This is a genomic window from Streptomyces chartreusis, assembly GCF_008704715.1.
Taxonomy (GTDB): Bacteria; Actinomycetota; Actinomycetes; order Streptomycetales; family Streptomycetaceae; genus Streptomyces; species Streptomyces chartreusis.
On sequence record NZ_CP023689.1, the window covers coordinates 5,462,884 to 5,480,092 of the forward strand.

At 71.9% G+C, this 17,209-nt stretch carries 15 protein-coding genes; 8 read left to right on the forward strand and 7 right to left on the reverse strand.

The features are described from left to right. The first annotated feature begins 73 nt into the window (after positions 1–73). A complete protein-coding gene (locus CP983_RS24000) occupies positions 74–943 on the forward strand; it encodes an alpha/beta fold hydrolase (RefSeq protein ID WP_030967445.1) in 870 nt (289 codons plus the stop codon). Between the two features lie 129 nt (positions 944–1,072). Here CP983_RS24000 and CP983_RS24005 read toward each other — a convergent pair whose 3' ends face one another. From CP983_RS24005 to CP983_RS24015, 3 genes are all read right to left on the reverse strand, one after another. Beyond that, the gene (locus CP983_RS24005; protein WP_150501697.1) at positions 1,073–2,665 is read right to left on the reverse strand and encodes a transporter; all 1,593 of its coding nucleotides are present in this window, start codon (positions 2,663–2,665) and stop codon (positions 1,073–1,075) included. Further along, on the reverse strand, positions 2,662–3,438 hold the full coding sequence (locus CP983_RS24010) for an ABC transporter ATP-binding protein (protein ID WP_150501699.1): 777 nt from the start codon (positions 3,436–3,438) through the stop codon (positions 2,662–2,664). The genes CP983_RS24005 and CP983_RS24010 overlap by 4 nt, the downstream gene beginning before the upstream one ends. Positions 3,439–3,546: 108 nt before the next feature. After that, entirely contained in the window at positions 3,547–4,209 is a 663-nt protein-coding gene (locus tag CP983_RS24015; protein WP_125526825.1) for a bifunctional DNA primase/polymerase, read from the reverse strand. A gap of 318 nt (positions 4,210–4,527) precedes the next feature. Between CP983_RS24015 and CP983_RS24020 the strand changes: the two genes are divergently transcribed. Continuing rightward, positions 4,528–5,913: an NsdA family TPR-like regulatory protein gene (locus tag CP983_RS24020; RefSeq protein ID WP_150501701.1), complete on the forward strand. Its 1,386-nt coding sequence runs from the start codon at positions 4,528–4,530 to the stop codon at positions 5,911–5,913. A gap of 201 nt (positions 5,914–6,114) precedes the next feature. After that, a complete protein-coding gene (locus CP983_RS24025; RefSeq protein ID WP_150501703.1) occupies positions 6,115–7,965 on the forward strand; it encodes a hypothetical protein in 1,851 nt (616 codons plus the stop codon). A 54-nt stretch (positions 7,966–8,019) separates the two neighbouring features. Here the strand turns inward: CP983_RS24025 and CP983_RS24030 are convergent, their stop codons facing one another. Then, positions 8,020–9,327: an ABC transporter substrate-binding protein gene (locus CP983_RS24030; protein WP_107906001.1), complete on the reverse strand. Its 1,308-nt coding sequence runs from the start codon at positions 9,325–9,327 to the stop codon at positions 8,020–8,022. A gap of 117 nt (positions 9,328–9,444) precedes the next feature. Between CP983_RS24030 and CP983_RS24035 the strand changes: the two genes are divergently transcribed. Beyond that, entirely contained in the window at positions 9,445–9,945 is a 501-nt protein-coding gene (locus tag CP983_RS24035) for an SCO4402 family protein (RefSeq protein WP_107906274.1), read from the forward strand. A gap of 82 nt (positions 9,946–10,027) precedes the next feature. Further along, complete coding sequence (purU, locus tag CP983_RS24040) at positions 10,028–10,909, forward strand: formyltetrahydrofolate deformylase (RefSeq protein ID WP_030957250.1); 882 nt, start codon at positions 10,028–10,030, stop codon at positions 10,907–10,909. Positions 10,910–11,007: 98 nt separating this feature from the next. Here the strand turns inward: purU and CP983_RS24045 are convergent, their stop codons facing one another. Together CP983_RS24045 and CP983_RS24050 are read right to left on the reverse strand one after the other, a co-directional pair. Then, on the reverse strand, positions 11,008–12,267 hold the full coding sequence (locus CP983_RS24045) for a zf-HC2 domain-containing protein (protein ID WP_150506834.1): 1,260 nt from the start codon (positions 12,265–12,267) through the stop codon (positions 11,008–11,010). 137 nt (positions 12,268–12,404) lie between these two features. Beyond that, on the reverse strand, positions 12,405–12,989 hold the full coding sequence (locus tag CP983_RS24050; protein WP_125526821.1) for an RNA polymerase sigma factor: 585 nt from the start codon (positions 12,987–12,989) through the stop codon (positions 12,405–12,407). 357 nt (positions 12,990–13,346) lie between these two features. On the opposite strand from CP983_RS24050, the gene CP983_RS24055 reads away from it, so the two are divergent. Beyond that, a complete protein-coding gene (locus CP983_RS24055) occupies positions 13,347–13,727 on the forward strand; it encodes an STAS domain-containing protein (protein ID WP_107905997.1) in 381 nt (126 codons plus the stop codon). A 161-nt stretch (positions 13,728–13,888) separates the two neighbouring features. Beyond that, on the forward strand, positions 13,889–14,401 hold the full coding sequence (locus CP983_RS24060) for an EF-hand domain-containing protein (protein WP_107905996.1): 513 nt from the start codon (positions 13,889–13,891) through the stop codon (positions 14,399–14,401). A 2-nt stretch (positions 14,402–14,403) separates the two neighbouring features. On the opposite strand, the gene CP983_RS24065 is transcribed toward CP983_RS24060, so the two are convergent. Continuing rightward, complete coding sequence (locus CP983_RS24065) at positions 14,404–15,912, reverse strand: class I adenylate-forming enzyme family protein (protein ID WP_150506836.1); 1,509 nt, start codon at positions 15,910–15,912, stop codon at positions 14,404–14,406. A gap of 163 nt (positions 15,913–16,075) precedes the next feature. Here CP983_RS24065 and CP983_RS24070 point away from each other — a divergent pair, with 163 nt between their 5' ends. After that, complete coding sequence (locus CP983_RS24070; protein ID WP_150501705.1) at positions 16,076–17,209, forward strand: acyl-CoA dehydrogenase; 1,134 nt, start codon at positions 16,076–16,078, stop codon at positions 17,207–17,209.

Genomic DNA, 17,209 nt, shown 5'->3' on the forward strand with positions numbered 1-17,209 from the left:
CACGGCAAGCAGGACGCGGATGACAGGACCGTCCGACTCGCGCGGTCCGAGCGGATCTAGGGGGGCCAGACCGATGGCGCGGCGCATCGACGTGACCGGGACCGGCGGCGTACGTCTCGCGGCCTGGGAGTTCGGCGACCCTCCCAAGACCGACCCCGCGAAAGAGCACGACGGCCGGCTCGGTGTCCTGTTACTGCACGGCCTGATGGGCCGCGCCTCGCACTGGGCCTCCACCGCCCGCTGGCTCTCCGAGCGGCACCGCGCCGTCGCCCTGGACCAGCGCGGTCACGGCCGCAGCGACAAGCCCGCGCAGGCCGCCTTCACCCGCGAGGCATACGTCGACGACGCCGAGGCCGCCCTCGAACAGCTCGGCCTCGCCCCGGCCGTCCTCATCGGCCACGCCATGGGCGCGCTGACGGCCTGGCAGCTCGCCGCCAAGCGGCCCGATCTGGTGCGCGGCCTGATCATCTGCGACATGCGGGCCTCCGCGCTCGGCGCGGCCTCGCAGCGGGAGTGGTCGGACTGGTTCAAGTCCTGGCCCGTCCCCTTCGCCACGCTCGCCGACGTACGCAAGTGGTTCGGGGAGGACGACCCGTGGGTCGAGCGTCCCAACCCCGCCCGGGGCGAGTTCTACGCCGAGGTCATGCACGAGTGCGAGGACGGCTGGCGGCCGGTCTTCGTGCCGGACCAGATGCTGCGGTCCCGGGAGACCTGGGTGTACGACGCGCACTGGGAGGAGCTCACACAGGTGCAGTGCCCCACGCTCGTCGTGCGGGGGCTGGACGGTGAGCTCGGGCGGGCCGAGGCGCAGGAGATGGTGCGGGTGCTGCCGCGGGGGGAGTACGCGGAGGTGTCCGATGCGGGGCATCTTGTGCACTATGACCAGCCCGAGGGGTGGCGAGGGGCCATTGAGCCCTTTTTGGATGCGGTGCGGACAGGGTGATGCCGGGCGCCTTTGAGCTCGGTGTGTGTCGAGCGTTGGCGGCTGCGGGTGGTTCGTGGCTTGTCGCGCCCACGCGGCAGAGCCGCAAATCGAAACAGCCCCGCGCCCCTGAGGGGCGTTGCAGGACCGTCAGCCCTTGCTCACCGCCGTCAGGATTTCCGGGAGGCGGGCCGCCGTTCGTGGGGCCGCCAGGCGTAGGCCCAGGAGTGTGATCGCCGCCCCGTACGCAGCTCCGCCGGGCAGCAGCAGCCAGGTCCAGTCGTCCCCGCCCTCGCTGACGTTCAGCCAGATCGTCACGGCGAGGACGGGGGCGCACAGCAGGGCGGCCGCGATCATGCCGCCGAAGATGGAGATCCAGGCCAGCCCCGACTGCCCGGGAGCGACGTTCTTGTAGCCCTCCTGCGGGATGGAGTACGGGAATCGGGCCGACGTCCACGCGCCGGTCGCCAGCATCGCGCCGAGCAGGGCCAGGGACAGGCCCAGCACCTCCGGCAGCTTGGGCCAGTCGCCGATGAGCGCCGTCGTCAGGACCGTGACGAGGGCGGCGTAGGGCAGGGTGATGAGCAGCAGAGCCAGGGCCCGGCCACGCAGCTCGACGTAGGCGTCCCGGGGCGAGGAGATCGTCATCGCGACCATCCAGAACGCCGAGGTGTCCTGCCCGAACTGGTTGTACATCTGGATGCCGAGCATCCCGGCGGCGAAACAGGCGAAGTAGATCGAGCCGGTGCCCTGCAAGGCGTTGAACAGCGGCACGATCAGACCGATGGCGAGCGAGGTCACCCAGGCCGCCTTGGTCTTCGGGTCCCGCCACACGTAGCGCAGGCTGCGCTCCATGACGGTGCCGGTGCGCCCGGCCGGCAGCAGCCGGGAGAGGCCCGTCGAGGTCCGCTCCCGTACGGCGGACTCGCCGGCCGCCTGGAGCGTGGACCCGTCGGGGGAGGTCATCAGCCGGGTCAGATGGCGCGACCACACGGCGATCAGCCCCAGCAGGGCGCCCGCGCTCAAAGCGAGTTGGAGCGCCCCGATCCCGTACGACCCCGCGCTCACCGACTGCACCGCCCCGATCGCGGACGCCGGCGGCACCCAGCGCAGCACGTCCGCCGCCGGGTCGAGCGGTTCCAGGCCCGAGGCGCCGAGCCGTTGCGCGCCGAAGTTCACGACCTGCGCGCCGATCGCGATGACCAGTCCGCTCAGCACCGCCAGATCACGGCCCTTGCGACTGGTCAGCAGCCGGATGTTGGCGACGGCGACGGCCCGCGCGAGCGCCACGCACACCAGCAGGGCCAGGGCGACGGCGACGACCGCGACGACGTACGTCAGGGCGCCGTGCGCCACAGCGATCACCGAACCGGTGAGCAGGCACAGGGTGAACAGCGGGCCGATGCCGACCAGGGAGGCCACCAGCAGGGCCCGGACCAACGGGCGGGGGCGCAGCGGCAGCATCACCAGCCGCGTCGGGTCGAGGGTCTCGTCCCCGCCGGGGAAGAACAGCGGCATCACGGCCCAGCCGAGCGCGAGGACCGCGACCAGGATGACGACCACGGTGTCGGCGTGCGCGTGGCCGCGCAGCATGATCAGGCCCAGGAGTTGCAGCGCGGCGAAGAGGAGGGCCACCACGGCCGACGCGACGTATGCGGCCCGGCGGCCACCGGACTGCCGTAGTCCGTTGACGAGGAGCGACAGCTTCAGCCGGACGAAGACGCCGGTCACGTCGGTGCTCATCGCGCCCCGCCGCCCAGCCAGTCGAGGTCGGAGGCGGCGGCGTCGCGGCCGTTGGCGCCGACGAGTTCGAGGAACGCCTGCTGCAACGAGGCGGCCTCGCCGCGCACTTCGGTGAGCGGGCCGTGGGCCCTGATGCGGCCGGCGGCCATGACGGCGACCCAGTCGCACAGCGACTCGACCAGCTCCATGACGTGGGAGGAGAAGACGACGGTCGCGCCGGAGGCGGTGTAGCGCTCCAGGACGCCGCGGATGGTCTGTGCGGAGACGGGATCGACGCCCTCGAACGGCTCGTCCAGGAACAGCACTTCGGGATTGTGCAGCAGCGCCGCCGCGAGCCCGATCTTCTTGCGCATGCCGGTCGAGTAGTCGACGACCAGCTTGTGCTGGGCGCCCGCCAGATCGAGTACGTCGAGCAGCTGGGTGGCCCGCTTGTCGACCTCGGCGCCGGGCAGCCCGCGCAACCGCCCCGTGTACGCGAGGAGTTCCCGCCCGGAGAGCCGCTCGAACAGCCGCAGCCCCTCGGGCAGCACCCCGATCCGCGCCTTCACCTCGACGGGGTCCCGCCAGACGTCGTGCCCGACCACCTCGACGGACCCCTGATCGGGCCGCAGCAGCCCGGTCACCATGGAGAGGGTCGTGGTCTTCCCGGCACCGTTGGGACCGACGAGCCCGATGAATTTCCCGGCGGGCAGGTCAAGATCGATCCCGGCAACGGCAACCTGCTGCCCGAACCGCTTCCAGAGCCCATGAACGCGTACGGCGGCTGACGTCATGTATGAACCCTACGGTCAGGTGGCCCACCCAGGGGCGCGGGGAACTGCGCGAACAACCACGTACGACCCGCAGCCGCCGATCGACCGAACCCTGCAGACGGGAACGCGCTACCGGTCCCGCCCACAGGCGTAGGCGAGCGGCGAGATCAACTCCTCCGCATCCGGCAGCCACCGGTTCGCCGGCGTCGGCCGGCAGGCCCACTGCACGGCACCCCGCGACCCGAACCGCGTGGGCGGCCCGGCGACGTAGGCCCCCTCGCCGAGCGCCACCAGGTCCAGCGACCCGACCGACCACCCCAGCTTGCGCACCAGATCGGGAACCTTCACCGACGCACCCGGCAGCACGAAGAAGTTCATCCGGCGGTCCGGCGCCAGCGTCACCGGTCCCAGCGACAGCTCCATCCGCTCCATCCGGGCCAGCGCCAGGAACCCGGCCGTCTCCGGGACGGAGATCGCGTCGAAGGTGCGCCCCGTCGGCAGCAGGATCGACGCGGTGGGCTGCTTCTGCCACATCCGTCGCGCCACCGTCGCGCTCCCGGTCGCCTGTGACGCCCAGTCCGGGCGCGCGGGGTGCGCACCGGGCGCGGGGCAGGCGGCGTCACCGCACGAGCAGTACTGCACGCCGTCGACGGCCTCCAGCCAGGTCCCGGGGAACACGTCCCAGTGACGCTCCTCGGCATAGCGAACGGCGGTCTCCAGCAGCGTTTCGCCGCGCTGCTTGGGAATCTGTGCGGCTTCGGTGGCCGGGATCGTCTCTTCCACGCCCAACACAACTCCCGCACCCACCGCGGGTTACGGGCGTCGCGCGCGCGGGGGAGGAGCATTGATTTCTCATCTGGGGCGCATGGGTGCATGTGTGGGGGCGCGCGGGAGGATCGGCGGCCGGGTGTGGGTAGCCCACTGTGGGGTCGGCTTTCGCCTTTACCCCGGCAATCCTCACAAGCCTCGCATTTTCGGTATGCCGACGGGGCATTGATCTTCACGGCCGGATTCCTGCGGTGCACAGCCAGTGCCCCCGGGCCGGATCCGGCCGTGGAAGACACGTCAACTCGGTGCGTGGGCAGGCACCGCAGCCACAGGGGGTACGCCATGGCCGCAAGGCCTCTCGTCGCGCGACAGCCGAACGAACGGCTGCAGGCGCTCATCCAGGAAGCGGGCTGCTCGAACGCCGGGCTGGCCCGCCGGGTCAACATGTGCGGCGCCGAGCACGGTCTCGATCTGCGCTACGACAAGACGTCCGTGGCGCGTTGGCTGCGCGGACAGCAGCCGCGGGGACGGGCGCCGGCGATCATCGCCGAGGCGCTCGGCCGCAAACTCGGCCGTACGGTCACGATCGACGAGATCGGTATGGCCAACGGCAAGAATCTCGCGTCCGGCGTCGGCCTCCAGTTCTCGCCGACGGTACTGGGAGCCATCGAGCAGGTCTGTGAGCTCTGGCGCAGTGACGTGGGCCGCAGGGACTTCCTGTCCGGCTCGTCCGTCGCCGCGTCCGCGCTGGTCGAGCCCAGCCGCGACTGGCTGATCTCGTCCCCGGACTCGCAGGTGTCGCGCTCGGCGGGCCCACGTGTGGGGCAGTCCGACGTGCAGGCCGTGCGCGCGATGACACAGGCGCTGGTCGACCTCGACCACCAGTACGGCAGCGGGCATGTGCGCCCGGTCGTCGTGCACTACCTCAACAGCGTCGTCTCCGGGCTGCTGGCCGGCTCCTACCGCGAGGCGATCGGGCGGGAACTCTTCGCGGCCGTCGCGCGGTTGACCGAGCTCGCCGGGTACATGGCCGTCGACACCGGTCAGCCGGGGCTTGCCCAGCGCTACTACATCCAGGCGCTGCGTCTGGCGCAGGCGGCGGGCGACCGCGGTTACGGCGGCTATGTGCTGGCCGCCTCCATGAGCCACCTCGCCGCCCAGCTCGGCAACCCGCGCGAGATCGCGCAGTTGGCGCGGGCGGCGCAGGAAGGCGCACGGGGGCGCGTGACCCCTCGTGCGGAGGCCATGTTCCACGCGGCCGAGGCACGCGGGCACGCGTTGATGGGCGACGCGCGGGCCGCCCAGCTGGCGTCCGGGCGCGCGGTGGGCGCGCTGGAGTCGGCGGACGCGGAGTCCGGGGACGACCCGGCGTGGATCAAGCACTTCGACGAGGCCTACCTCGCCGACGAGTTGGCGCACTGCCATCGCGATCTCGGTCAGGCCGAGGCGGCGGCGCGCCGCGCGGAGGAGTCGCTCGCCGGGCTTCCGGAGACGAAGGCGCGACGCCGGGCCATCGGATATGTGTTGCTCGCCACAGCTCAGGTGCAGCAGCGCGAGGTCGAACAGGCCTGCCACACCGGCCTGAAGGCGGTCGAGCTCCTGGAGACCCTGCGCTCCAACCGCGGCGCCGAGTATCTGGAGGACTTCCAGCAGCGACTGGAGCCGTTCCGGGACGAGCCGGTGGTCAGGGAGTTCGGGGCACGTCTGGATCTTCAGGCGGCTGCGTGAAATCACCGGGCACCTACAGGTGAACGGCAGGAGAATGAAGATGCCGGCCGACTGAGGGGGACACAGACAGCGGTTGGGGGACCCGAGTGTCAGCGCGGTCACAGGGATCACGGTCACGTCCCGGGCTGCGTGGCACCCGGATCGGCGGAGCCGGTAGCGTGAGCCGACGATTCACAAGGTCCCCCATTAGTAGGAGCCCCGGTGACGCAGAGTGGACGGAGCGAGGAGCCCTCGGCGCGGCCCGCGCGCGAAGGCATCGTGCTGCCCTCCGACGGTGGTGAGCCGCTGCTGCCGGGTATGACGGGCGGCCAGGGCGGCCGGCCGACTTCGGTGCCGGCGACGCCGCCGACCGCACCCCCGCCCTCGGCACCGCCGGGCGGTCAGGCCTGGGGCACCCCTTGGGGACCCGAGCAGAACCCGCCCGCGCAGGGCCAGGCCTGGGGCGCGCAGCCCGGGCACGAGTGGGGCGGCCAGGGGCAGCAGCCGGGGCAGGCGCCCCAGCAGCCGGAGCAGGCGTATCAGCTGCCCCAGCAGGACCACCAGACGTACCAGTCACCCCAGCAGGACCAGCAGGCGTACCGGTCGCCCCAGCAGGATCACCAGGCGTATCAGTCGCCTCAGCAGGAACACCAGGCCTACCAGTCGCCGCAGCACGACCAGTCGTACCAGTCGCCGTCGCCGGCCCCGTGGGGCGCGGCGCCGGAGGCCGGGGGTGGCATGCCGGGCCAGCCGATGCCGCAGGACGGCGGGCTCTACGGCGGCGGGGCGCAGGGCCCGGCGGCCGGTGCGCCGTCGTACGGCCAGAGCGCGCCGGCCGGTTACGGACAGGGCGGGGCGTCGTCCGCGCCGCTGCCGCCCGAGGGCCGGCACGGGCAGGGCGCCGCGCTGCCGCCCGCCGGTGGCTTCGGAGCCCCGCTGCCGCCCGCCGACGAGGGCGCCACTCAGTACATACCCCCGGTCGCCGGTGGCCCCATGGGCGCCGACGACCAGGCCACCAGCTTCCTCCCGCCCGTCGCCGCGCCGGCCGCGGACGAAGGGGCGACGCAGTTCATCCCGCCGGTGGGACCGGGGGCGCTGCCGCCCGAGGTGTCCAGTGAGAGCACCCAGGTGCTCGGGCGGGCCGGGCAGGCCGGCGGCGCCGGGCCGATGCCGCCCGTCGCCGGGGACGCGGACGCCACGCAGTACATCCCGCCGGTGACCGACCGGCCGGGCGGCGGGGAGCGGCAGCCGCTGTCCGACTTCGACAACCTCTTCCGCAGCGACTCGGCCGGCCAGGCCCCCGCCGGGGCCACCCAGCACCTGCCGCGCTTCCAGCAGCCCCAGCCGCAGCAGCACCAGCAGGCGCCGGCGTTCTTCCCGCCGGGACAGCACGGTGGCGGTGACGACGACGACGGCGGACGGGGCGGCCGCGGTGGCCGTACCGGATCGCGGCTGCCGCTCATCGCCGCCGTGGGCGTCGGGATCGCCGTCCTCGGCATCGGCGCGGGCGCGCTGCTCGCCGGTGGGGGCGGGGACGACGACAAGGGCGAGGAGAACCAGCCCGTCTCCGCCACGGCCCCGGCGAACGAGGACTCCGCCTCGCCGTCCGCCGACCCGGCCGAGCAGCAGGCCGTCGCCCTGGACAAGCTGCTCGCCGACAGCGGCGACAGCCGTACGTCCGTGATCAACGCGGTGGACGCCGTGAAGTCCTGCGACAACCTCGGCAAGGCCGCCCAGGATCTGCGGGACGCCGCCCGCCAGCGCAACCAGCTGGTGACCGACCTCTCCAAGCTCTCCGTCGACCAGCTCCCGAACCACGCCGCGCTGACCGGCGCGCTGAACAAGGCGTGGCAGGCGTCGGCGTCCGCCGACAACCACTACGCGGCGTGGGCCGACCAGGTCGCCGGCAACAAGAAGCTGTGCAAGAAGGGCCAGGCCCGCTCCACCGGCCAGACCCAGGCCGGCAACCGCGCGAGCGGCACCGCCAGCGAGCAGAAGAAGACCGCGTCGGGGCTGTGGAACGAGATCGCGAAGAAGTACGGCCTGACGGAGCGGCAGCCGACCCAGCTGTAGTACCGGCGCGGACACCGGCCGCCCGCGGGAAGCGGGGCGGCCGGGTCGGCCGGGTCAGTTCAGGTCGGCGTCCTGGAGCGTCCTCGTCACGTCGATGAAGCCCTTGCGGGCCGCCACCAGCCGGCCGTCCCGGACGACCTGGAGGGTCACCGCGCGGTTGACCAGCCGGGGGAAGCCGACGGAGGCCAGGACGTCCTGGAACTTCCACTGCAGGGTCGGCGTCAGGCCGCCCGTGGGCACCTTCAGGCCCTCGTTCAGCGCGCCCCGCACGGAGTCGGCGGTCACCGCGCCGTCGCCGATCGACTCGACGACCTTCTTGAACACCGTGTAGGCGATCCACGTCGTCTGTACGCCGGCGTCCGCGGGGTCGATGCGGTTGTCGCCGAAGGCCTGCTCGCTGATGACCTTCTTCATCGGGTCCCAGCGCGGGTCGCTGGCGACCGGGTACCAGCCGGTGATGTACGAGCCGTCGTACGTCGACGCCCCGCCGGTCGCGTTGATCACGGTCTGGTCGACGCTGCCGAGGACGGTGGCGGTGCGCACCTCGGGATAGTCCTTGCGGGCGCGCCGGAAGGAGTCCAGGAAGGTGCTCGTGCGGTCGCCGAGGGCCGGCACCACGCAGCCCTTGTCGGACGCGGCGGTGGCGGAGTGGTTCAGCGCCCGCACCGACTGGGCGTCGTAGGAGGTGGCGTCCTCGTCGGCGAGCTGGTCGTCGGGCGCCGAGTGCCCAGCCGACCTGAGGCCGGAGTTGAGCAGCGGCGGCAGTTCGTCGCCCGCGATGGTGTCGGGCCGTACCAGGGCGACGGGGCCGCAGGAGCGGCCCAGCTCCCTGCCGAGGCCCGCAAGCAGGGTGGGCTGGCCGCCGTTGACGGGGTAGGAGAGCGGGCTGGTGAACTCGGCGTTGGTGACGCCGTAGCCGCCTATGTACGGGATGCCGGCGCCCTCCAGGGAGGGCAGGAAGGTGTCGCCGTACTGGCTGTAGGAGCCGACGACGGCGACGGCGTTCTCCTCGACCGCGCGGTCGGCGCACTTGGCGGCGGCCACGCTGTCGTTGTGGTCGTTGCAGGTGATGACCTTCAGCTTGCGGCCGCCGAGGCCGCCGTGGGCGTTGACCCAGCGGGCGTACGCCTGCGCGAAGGCCGGCATACCGGGCTTGTTGGTCGCCTTGGTGTCCTGCGGGGCCCAGGTCATCACGGTGATCGTGTCATCCCCGGAACCCCCCGTGGCACCGGGGATGACACCACATCCGACGGCGAGTGACGCACACGCCACCAGTGCTGCCGCAGAGCGAGCCGCTGCTCTGACGGGCCGATTGGTGATCTTGGGGAGGAGGGTGCTGCGCATGCGTGGCCTGCCGGTCATGGACACGCACGATTCCGCCACACAACAAACCTGCGCGTGACCCTCGGTTATCCAGAGGTGACCAGAAGGTGAATTACGGGGGCGGATGAGGCGCGAATGAACGGGAACGTACGATCGGTGACCGTGCAAGGTTCGGATAGCTCTTCCCGTCGCGGCCGTCGCTCATCCACCATGGGCGGCATGCCACTCAACGACATGCCGTGGTGGCGCTGGCGCAGCAATGTGCGCTCCGCGCTGCACATGCTCTCCGACCCGGTCTTCCAGCGGGACGTCTGGCTCGCCGGCGTCGACGGGTACGGCGACGTGACCGACGCCGTCTACCGCCTGGTCGAGGACACCTGGCTGGACAACTGGTCCGCCGAGAAGTACGTCGGCACGATATTCCGGGACTCGCAGGAGGCGGCGCTCGTCGACACCGCCGTGCTGCGGGTGCTGCGGATCATGCACCAGGTCGGCCCGGACGCGCCGGTCTCCGCCTACATGGAGAACCAGCAGTGGCCGGAGGCGGTGCGGGCGGCGCGGGACGCGCACGTCCGGATGGCCATGGCCGACGGCGACGACCCGGATGCCCCGCCGCGCACGCTCGAGGTGCTGCGGATCATGACGCGTTCCGCGTGACGGTCCGGCCGGTGCCGGGTGGGCGGTCCGGGTAGCGGGACGGCTGCCCGTCGGGGGCGTGGGATATGGGACCCTGTGCTGCATGAATGAGCAGTCCACCCGAGCCGCGGTCCCCGCCGAACAGTACGTCCTGACGCTGTCCTGCCCGGACAAGCAGGGCATCGTGCACGCCGTGTCGAGCTACCTCTTCATGACCGGCTGCAACATCGAGGACAGTCAGCAGTTCGGCGACCGTGACACGGGACTGTTCTTCATGCGGGTCCACTTCTCGGCGGAGGCGCCGGTGACCGTGGACAAGCTGCGCGCGAGCTTCGCGGCGATCGGTGACTCCTTCCACATGGAGTGGCAGATCCACCGGGCCGAGGAGAAGATGCGGGTCCTGCTGATGGTCAGCAAGTTCGGGCACTGCCTGAACGACCTGTTGTTCCGCGCCAGTATCGGGGCGCTGCCGGTGGAGATCGCCGCCGTGGTGTCCAACCACACCGACTTCGCCGAGCTCGCGGGGTCCTACGACATCCCCTTCCACCACATCCCGGTGACCAAGGACAACAAGTCCGAGGCCGAGGCGCAGGTTCTGGAGATCGTGCGCGAGGAGGGTGTGGAGCTGGTCGTGCTGGCCCGCTACATGCAGGTCCTCTCGGACGACCTGTGCAAGCAGCTGAGCGGGCGGATCATCAACATCCACCACTCGTTCCTGCCGAGCTTCAAGGGTGCGAAGCCGTATCACCAGGCGCACACCAGGGGCGTCAAGCTCATCGGCGCCACGGCCCATTACGTCACCGCGGACCTCGACGAGGGGCCGATCATCGAGCAGGAGGTCGAGCGGGTCGGACACGACGTCACCCCGGACCAACTGGTCGCGGTCGGGCGGGACGTGGAGTGCCAGGCGCTGGCGCGGGCCGTGAAGTGGCATGCGGAGCGTCGGATTCTGCTGAACGGGCGACGGACGGTCGTGTTCGCCTAGCAGCTCGGGTTCGGCTGTTGCGTCGGCGGCCGCGGCTCGTTCGTGGTTGCTCGCGCCCCCACTCACCCGCAGTCGCCGACGAAACCGCAACCGACGCCTCACATCCGGCTCAGGCTCGCCGCGGCGAACAGCACATCCCGGATCGCCGTGCGGTCGCCGACCTGCCCGGCCGCGGCCTCCTCCGGCGGCACATGCCCCGCCGCCAGCCGGCAGAACTCCGCGCCGTCCAGCGCCACATGGGCCACCTCGTGCTCCGCGGAGCCCACCGCGGCCGGCGAGTCCAGCGGGATCAGCCACTCGCCGCCGCCCGAACCCTCGATCTCCAGCCGCAGACTCCGGCCGGGCTCGCCGGCAGGCACCAGGTGGCGGTGGGGACCCGGTGGCGGGGACGCGAGACCGGCCTGGCGGCGGGCCGACAGCACCGTCGGGAGCATGCGGGCCGCCAGGTCCACCATGTGGTGCAGATCGCTGCCGGACGGCGGCTCGTACGGGTAGTCCACCGCGTCGGCGATGTCCTCGGCATGCACCCACGTCTCGAAGGCGCGGTCCAGCATCGCGTCGTGCAGCGGCAGCTCGAAGTCGCCGTAGGGCACGGACAGTCTGCCGGTGCCGCCGCCCGTGAAGGACACCGTGCGGACCAGGTCGTGGCTCTGCTCCCGCCAGGGCGCGCGCACCGCGCGCGTCGGCGGGTAGTGCGAGGCCCGCCAGTACGCCTCCGTGCGTCCGGACGGGGTCGCCCGGTCCGCGGCCACCTCACCCATCGGGTCCGCGAGGCCGAGCGCGACCGCCACCAGCCCGTCCACGGTCAGCAGATGCGCGATGACCCCGGCGACGGTCGTACGACGGCTCGTGGGCTCGTCCCCGCGGAACCACCGCAGCCGCACGGGCGCGTGCCACTCGGCGTCCCCGAAGTCCTGGAGCAGGGCGTCGAGCCGGGCCGCCTCCGCGTCGTACGGCGTCGCCCACGCGGGCACCGGGATGCGCGGCGGGCGCCGCTCCAGGCAGCCCGCCAGGACGCGGGCGCGCAGGGACGGGTCGAGGTCGAGGCTCTCGGAGGGGTGCAGCAGGCCGACCGCCTCACGCAGCCGCAGCGCCTCGTCCGCGCAGGAGCCGCAGCCGCCGAGGTGTTCCTCCACGGCAGCGGTCTCCTGGGGCGAACAGGCGGCCAGCGCCCACGCGCCGAGCAGCGACTTCAGCACGCGGTGGTCCAGGACGAGCGGCGCGGGCCGCGGCACGGCGTCGGGCAGCGGGCGTCCGGTGTCCTCGACGGAGGCCCGGGGCAGGGGTATGCGGGGCGGCCGGTCCGGTTCCGGCTTCGTCGAGGGGTGCTTGTCGTCGCCGTCGCCGCTGCTGTTCATGCCGTCGGCCGCGCGGTTGGAGTCCGCGGGGTCGTTGTCCTCCTGGTCCTTGTGTGCGTCGCCGTGGGAAGAGTCGTCGTACGGCTTGTTGTCGTCGTTGTCATCGTTGTCGTACGCCTCGAAGCGTCCGGCCTCGTTCACGCCGCACCCCCGTATCCCGGTGGCGCCCCCGGGGCGGTTCCGGCGTCGTGGGCGGTGGACAGCAGCTGGAGGCCCAGGCGCAGCCGGCGGCGGGCCTCGTCCTCGGTGACGCCGAGGTCGGCGGCGGTCTGGCGGTAGTCGCGGCGCTGGAAGTAGGCCAGCTCCAGGGCGGCGCGCAGCGGCACGGGCATGGACTGGACGATGTAGTCGGCGCGGGCGGCGACCGAGGCGTGCCGCACCTTGCGCTCCAGCTCCTCCGTGGAGCCCTGGCCGGCCTCGGCGAGCGCGGCGGTCTCGGTGGCGCGCAGCCGCTGCACGGCGAGCCGGTGGGTCAGCCTGGCGACCCAGGAGCGCAGCGGGCCCTGCTTGGGGTCGTAGGCGTCCGGGTGCTCCCAGACATGGGCGAAGACGTCGCGGGTGACGTGGTCGGCGGCGCGCTCGTCGCCCAGCACGGTGTGGGCGAGGCCGTGCACGAGCGAGGCGAACCGGTCGTAGAGCTCGCCGAGCGCGGCCGCCTCGCCGCGCGCCAGCCGCTGCTGCATCTTGCGGTCCCAGCGGGGCGGTGCGTCCTTCTTCGCCATAAGGCCCCCCTCACCGGTCCGTCCCGGTCCAGCGTGCGTGTGCCGTCTCCACGAATGTAGTCGGCACGGTCGGACGCGCACGCCCCTTTGTCGCAATGTGCGCCCCTTGTAGAGCCATGGCTGGTGACACACCTCGCACTCGTGATAGAGGGCTCTTCGCACTCCGGTGGAGAGGCTCGCGTCGCTCGGCTACCCGGTCACCACATGATCAGACACGATCGAACAGGATCGAATGCGATGGGAACAAGCCTTTTCTGAACGGTGACCGTTTTCTGGAGGGCGTTTCAGGGAACAGCCGCTGGGCAGCCGCGCTGCAAGGAAGCGTAGGTGTCGCTTCCGTTTCAGCGAGCGAGGGGCATGGTGGTGACGTTCAAAGTGACCGGCGGCGAGCGCGGCGACTGGGCCGTGCTCCAGGTGTCGGGCGAGCTGGATCTGGTGACCTCGCCCGGATTGCGCCAGCACATCCACGACGTGGTGGCCGAAGGACGTCACGACCTCGTCCTCGACCTCTCCGAGGTCCTGTTCTGCGACTCCAGCGGCGTCGGCGTGCTCATAGCCGCCCGCCGGCTGATCCGCTCCTGCCAGGGCAGCCTGCGGCTGATACTCCCGGCGCAGGGCGCGGCGGAGGGGTCGCACGTGAACCGGGTCCTCGGCGCGCTGGGCGTGCGCCGGCTCTTCGACGTGCACCCCGACCTGGCCTCGGCGGTCAAGGACGAGGCCGGACCGCTGTCCGCCTGAGCACCCGCCCCGCGTACGCCGTTCCGCACGTCAGTGCCACATCGTTGTCCCAAAATTCCCCCGGTCTTGGCACAACGGCCCCTTTCCCGCGCCCGGACGGCCCCTGACGTCGTACGCTCCGTGACAGATGCACCCGACGAAGTGAGGCGGCCCGAAAAGACATGGTCAGCAGCGAGTACGAGCGCAGGATCGCGGCCCGGTTCGCCGGCTTCGACCAGGACGGCAACGGCTACATCGACCGGGAGGACTTCGTCGGGGCGGCCAAGGCGCTGCTCGCGGAGTTCGGCACCACGGCGCGCTCCGACAAGGGCCAGGCCCTGTACATCGGTGCCGAGGCCTTCTGGCAGGGCATGGCCGGGATAGCGGACCGCGACGGCGACCAGCGGATCACCCGCGAGGAGTTCGTGAACGGCGCGGTCAAGCGCCTGCGCGACAACCCGGACCGGTTCGCCGAGATCGCCCGTCCCTTCCTGCACGCCGCCCTCGCCGTGGCCGACCCCGACGGCGACGGAGCCGCCACCGTCACCGACACCGCGCGCGTGCTGGTCTGCCTCGGTGTGCCGCAGGACGTGGCGCAGGCGGCCGCCGGCACGCTCGACACCGACGGCGACGGCAAGGTGGCCGAGGGAGAGGTCGTCACGGCCTTCGCCCGCTACTTCACTGTCCCCGAGTAGCCCTACGACCCCGACGAGTACCGCTCCCTGAGCTTGTACTTGAGCACCTTCCGCAGGGTCTCGTTGCGCGGAAGGGCGTCCACCACCTCCAGCTGCTCAGGCAGCTTGTGCGTCGACAGCCCTTCCCCGCGCAGATACGACGTCAGCGCCTGAAGGGTCAGCTCCGGCGCGCCGGCCGGCTGTTCCACGACCGCGCAGACCCGCTCCCCGCGCTCGGGGTCCGGCAGCCCGATCACCGCCACGTCGCCGACGGCGGGATGCCGGTGCAGCAGGTCCTCGATCTCCTTCGCCGAGACGTTCTCGCCCTTGCGGATGATGACGTCCTTCAGACGGCCGGTCAGCACCAGATGCCCGCTGCCGGTCAGACGCCCGAGATCGCCGGTGCGCAGGAAGCCGTCCTCGTCGAAGGCCGCCGCGGTCTGCGCCGGATCCAGATAGCCCCGGCACACCGCCTCCCCGCGCAGCCGTACCTCCCCCTCGACGATCCGGATCTCCATCTCCCGCGGCGGCCGTCCCTCCGTCGTCGCCAGGTTCTCCGCGGTGTCGTCCGGCGCGCCCATCGTGATCATCGGCACCTCGGTCATGCCGTATCCGTGGGTCAGTTGCACGCCCATCTCGCGGACCACCGCGTGGTAGACCTCCGGCGGCTTCGGCGCCCCGCCGCCCGCCAGCAGCCGCAATGTGGGGACGGCCTTCGCGCCGTCCGGCTGCCTGCGCTGCTCGGCGAGGAACATCGAGTAGAACGCCGTCGAGCCGCCCGCGATCGTGACGCCGTGCCTTCGGTACCCCGCCAGCGCGTCGGGCATCGCGAACTGCTCGAACAGCACCGCGGGGAAGCCGTACAGCAGGACCATCACCATGTAGTCGGGGCCGCCTATGTGGGCGTAGGGGAAGGCGATCGAGCCGACGTCTGCGGACGTGGGGCGCAGGGCGTGCCCGAGGCAGGAGCCGCCCGCGATCAGCGAGCGGTCGGTGTGCAGGACGCCCTTGGGGTCGGAGGTGGTCCCCGAGGTCCAGTAGATCCAGCGCACCGAGGTGCCCTCGGCGGGCGGCGGGGGCAGTACGGCCGGATCGCCGTCGGGCAGGGTGCCGTACGCCTCGAAGATCCCCTTCGCGCCGAGGCGGCGGGCCATCTCGGTGTGGTCGAAGCCCCGCCACACCCCCGGCACCGCGAAGAACTCCGCCTTCGACTCCCGCAGCGCGAAGCCGACTTCGCGGTCCCGGTAGAAGGGGATGACCGGCGACTGCACGGCGCCGATGCGGGCCAGCGCGAAGGACAGCAGGGCCGTCTCGATACGGGTGGGCAGCTGCCAGGCGACGACCGTGCCGGGGCGTACGCCCATGTCGTACAGGCCGGCCGCGACGCGTTCGGCACGCGCGTGCAGCGCGCCGAAGGTCAGCGTGCGGTCGTCCTGGAGGAGGACCGGGCGGTCGGGGCTGACGTCGGCGCGGCGGGCGAGGAGATCCCAGAGGGTGCGGGAGGAACTCAGGGCGTGCGCGGTGTCGTTCATGACGGCCCCCTGCCACCAAGCGGTCGTGGTGTCCATCGGAACTGACGGTCTGTCAGATCGTGGGCAGAGCGTAGGGCGGGATGCCTTGTCGGTCCAGGGGTGCGGGACTTAGCCTTCCCGCAGAGCTGTATCTGACGGTTCATCAGATATGGAGGAGCGCCACATGGACCTCGCGTACACGCCGGACGAGGAGGAGTTCCGGGCCCGGCTGCGGGAGTGGCTGGCCAAGGCGCTGCCGACACTGCCGCCGAAGCCGTCCCCCGAGGACTGGCCGGGGCGCCGCGCCCACGACCTCGGCTGGCAGCGCATGCTCCACGACGCCGGGTACGGCGACGTCCACTGGGACGCGTCCCCGACCCTGCGGCTGATCTTCCTGGAGGAGACCGAGAAGGCGGGCGCCCCCTATGTGGGCGCGGGCTTCGTCGGGCTGCTGCACGCCGGGCCGACCATCGCCGCCGAGGGCACCGACGAGCAGCGGGCGCGCTGGCTGCCCCCGATCCTGCGCGGCGAGGAGGTCTGGTGCCAGGGCTTCAGTGAACCGGACGCCGGGTCCGACCTCGCGGCACTGCGCACGCGTGCGCGCAGGGACGGCGACGACTACGTGGTCAGCGGCTCCAAGATCTGGACCTCGCACGCCGAAGTCGCCGACTGGTGCGAGCTGTTGGTGCGCACCGACCCCGACGCCCCCAAGCACCGCGGCATCAGCTGGCTGGCCATGCCCATGGACGCCCCCGGCATCACCGTACGGCCGCTCAAGACCCTCGCCGGCACCACCGAGTTCGCCGAGATGTTCCTCGACGAGGTGCGGGTGCCGGTCGCCAACCGGGTCGGCGAGGAGAACGACGGCTGGCGCGTGACGATGGTGACCCTGTCCTTCGAACGCGGCACGGCCTTCGTGGGCGAAGTGGTCGCCTGCCGCCGTGTGCTGCGCGAACTCGCCGCCGAGGCCCGCGGGAACGGCCGCTGGGACGACCCGGTGCTGCGCCGCAGGCTCGGGCGGCTGAACGCCGAGTTCCGGGCGCTGTGGCGGCTGACGCAGTGGAACGTCAGCGAGGCGGAGGCCGCCGACGGCATACCCGGCGTCGGGGGTTCGGTTTTCAAACTGAGGTACTCGCACGCCCGCCAGGAGCTCTTCGACGCCGCCGCCGAGGTGCTGGGGCCCGCCTCGCTGGACCTCGACCGGCCGTGGATGTCCGACCGGCTGTCCTCGCTGTCGTACACCATCGCGGCCGGCACCTCGCAGATCCAGCGGAACATCGTGGGCGAGCGGATTCTCGGGCTGCCGAAGGAGCGATGA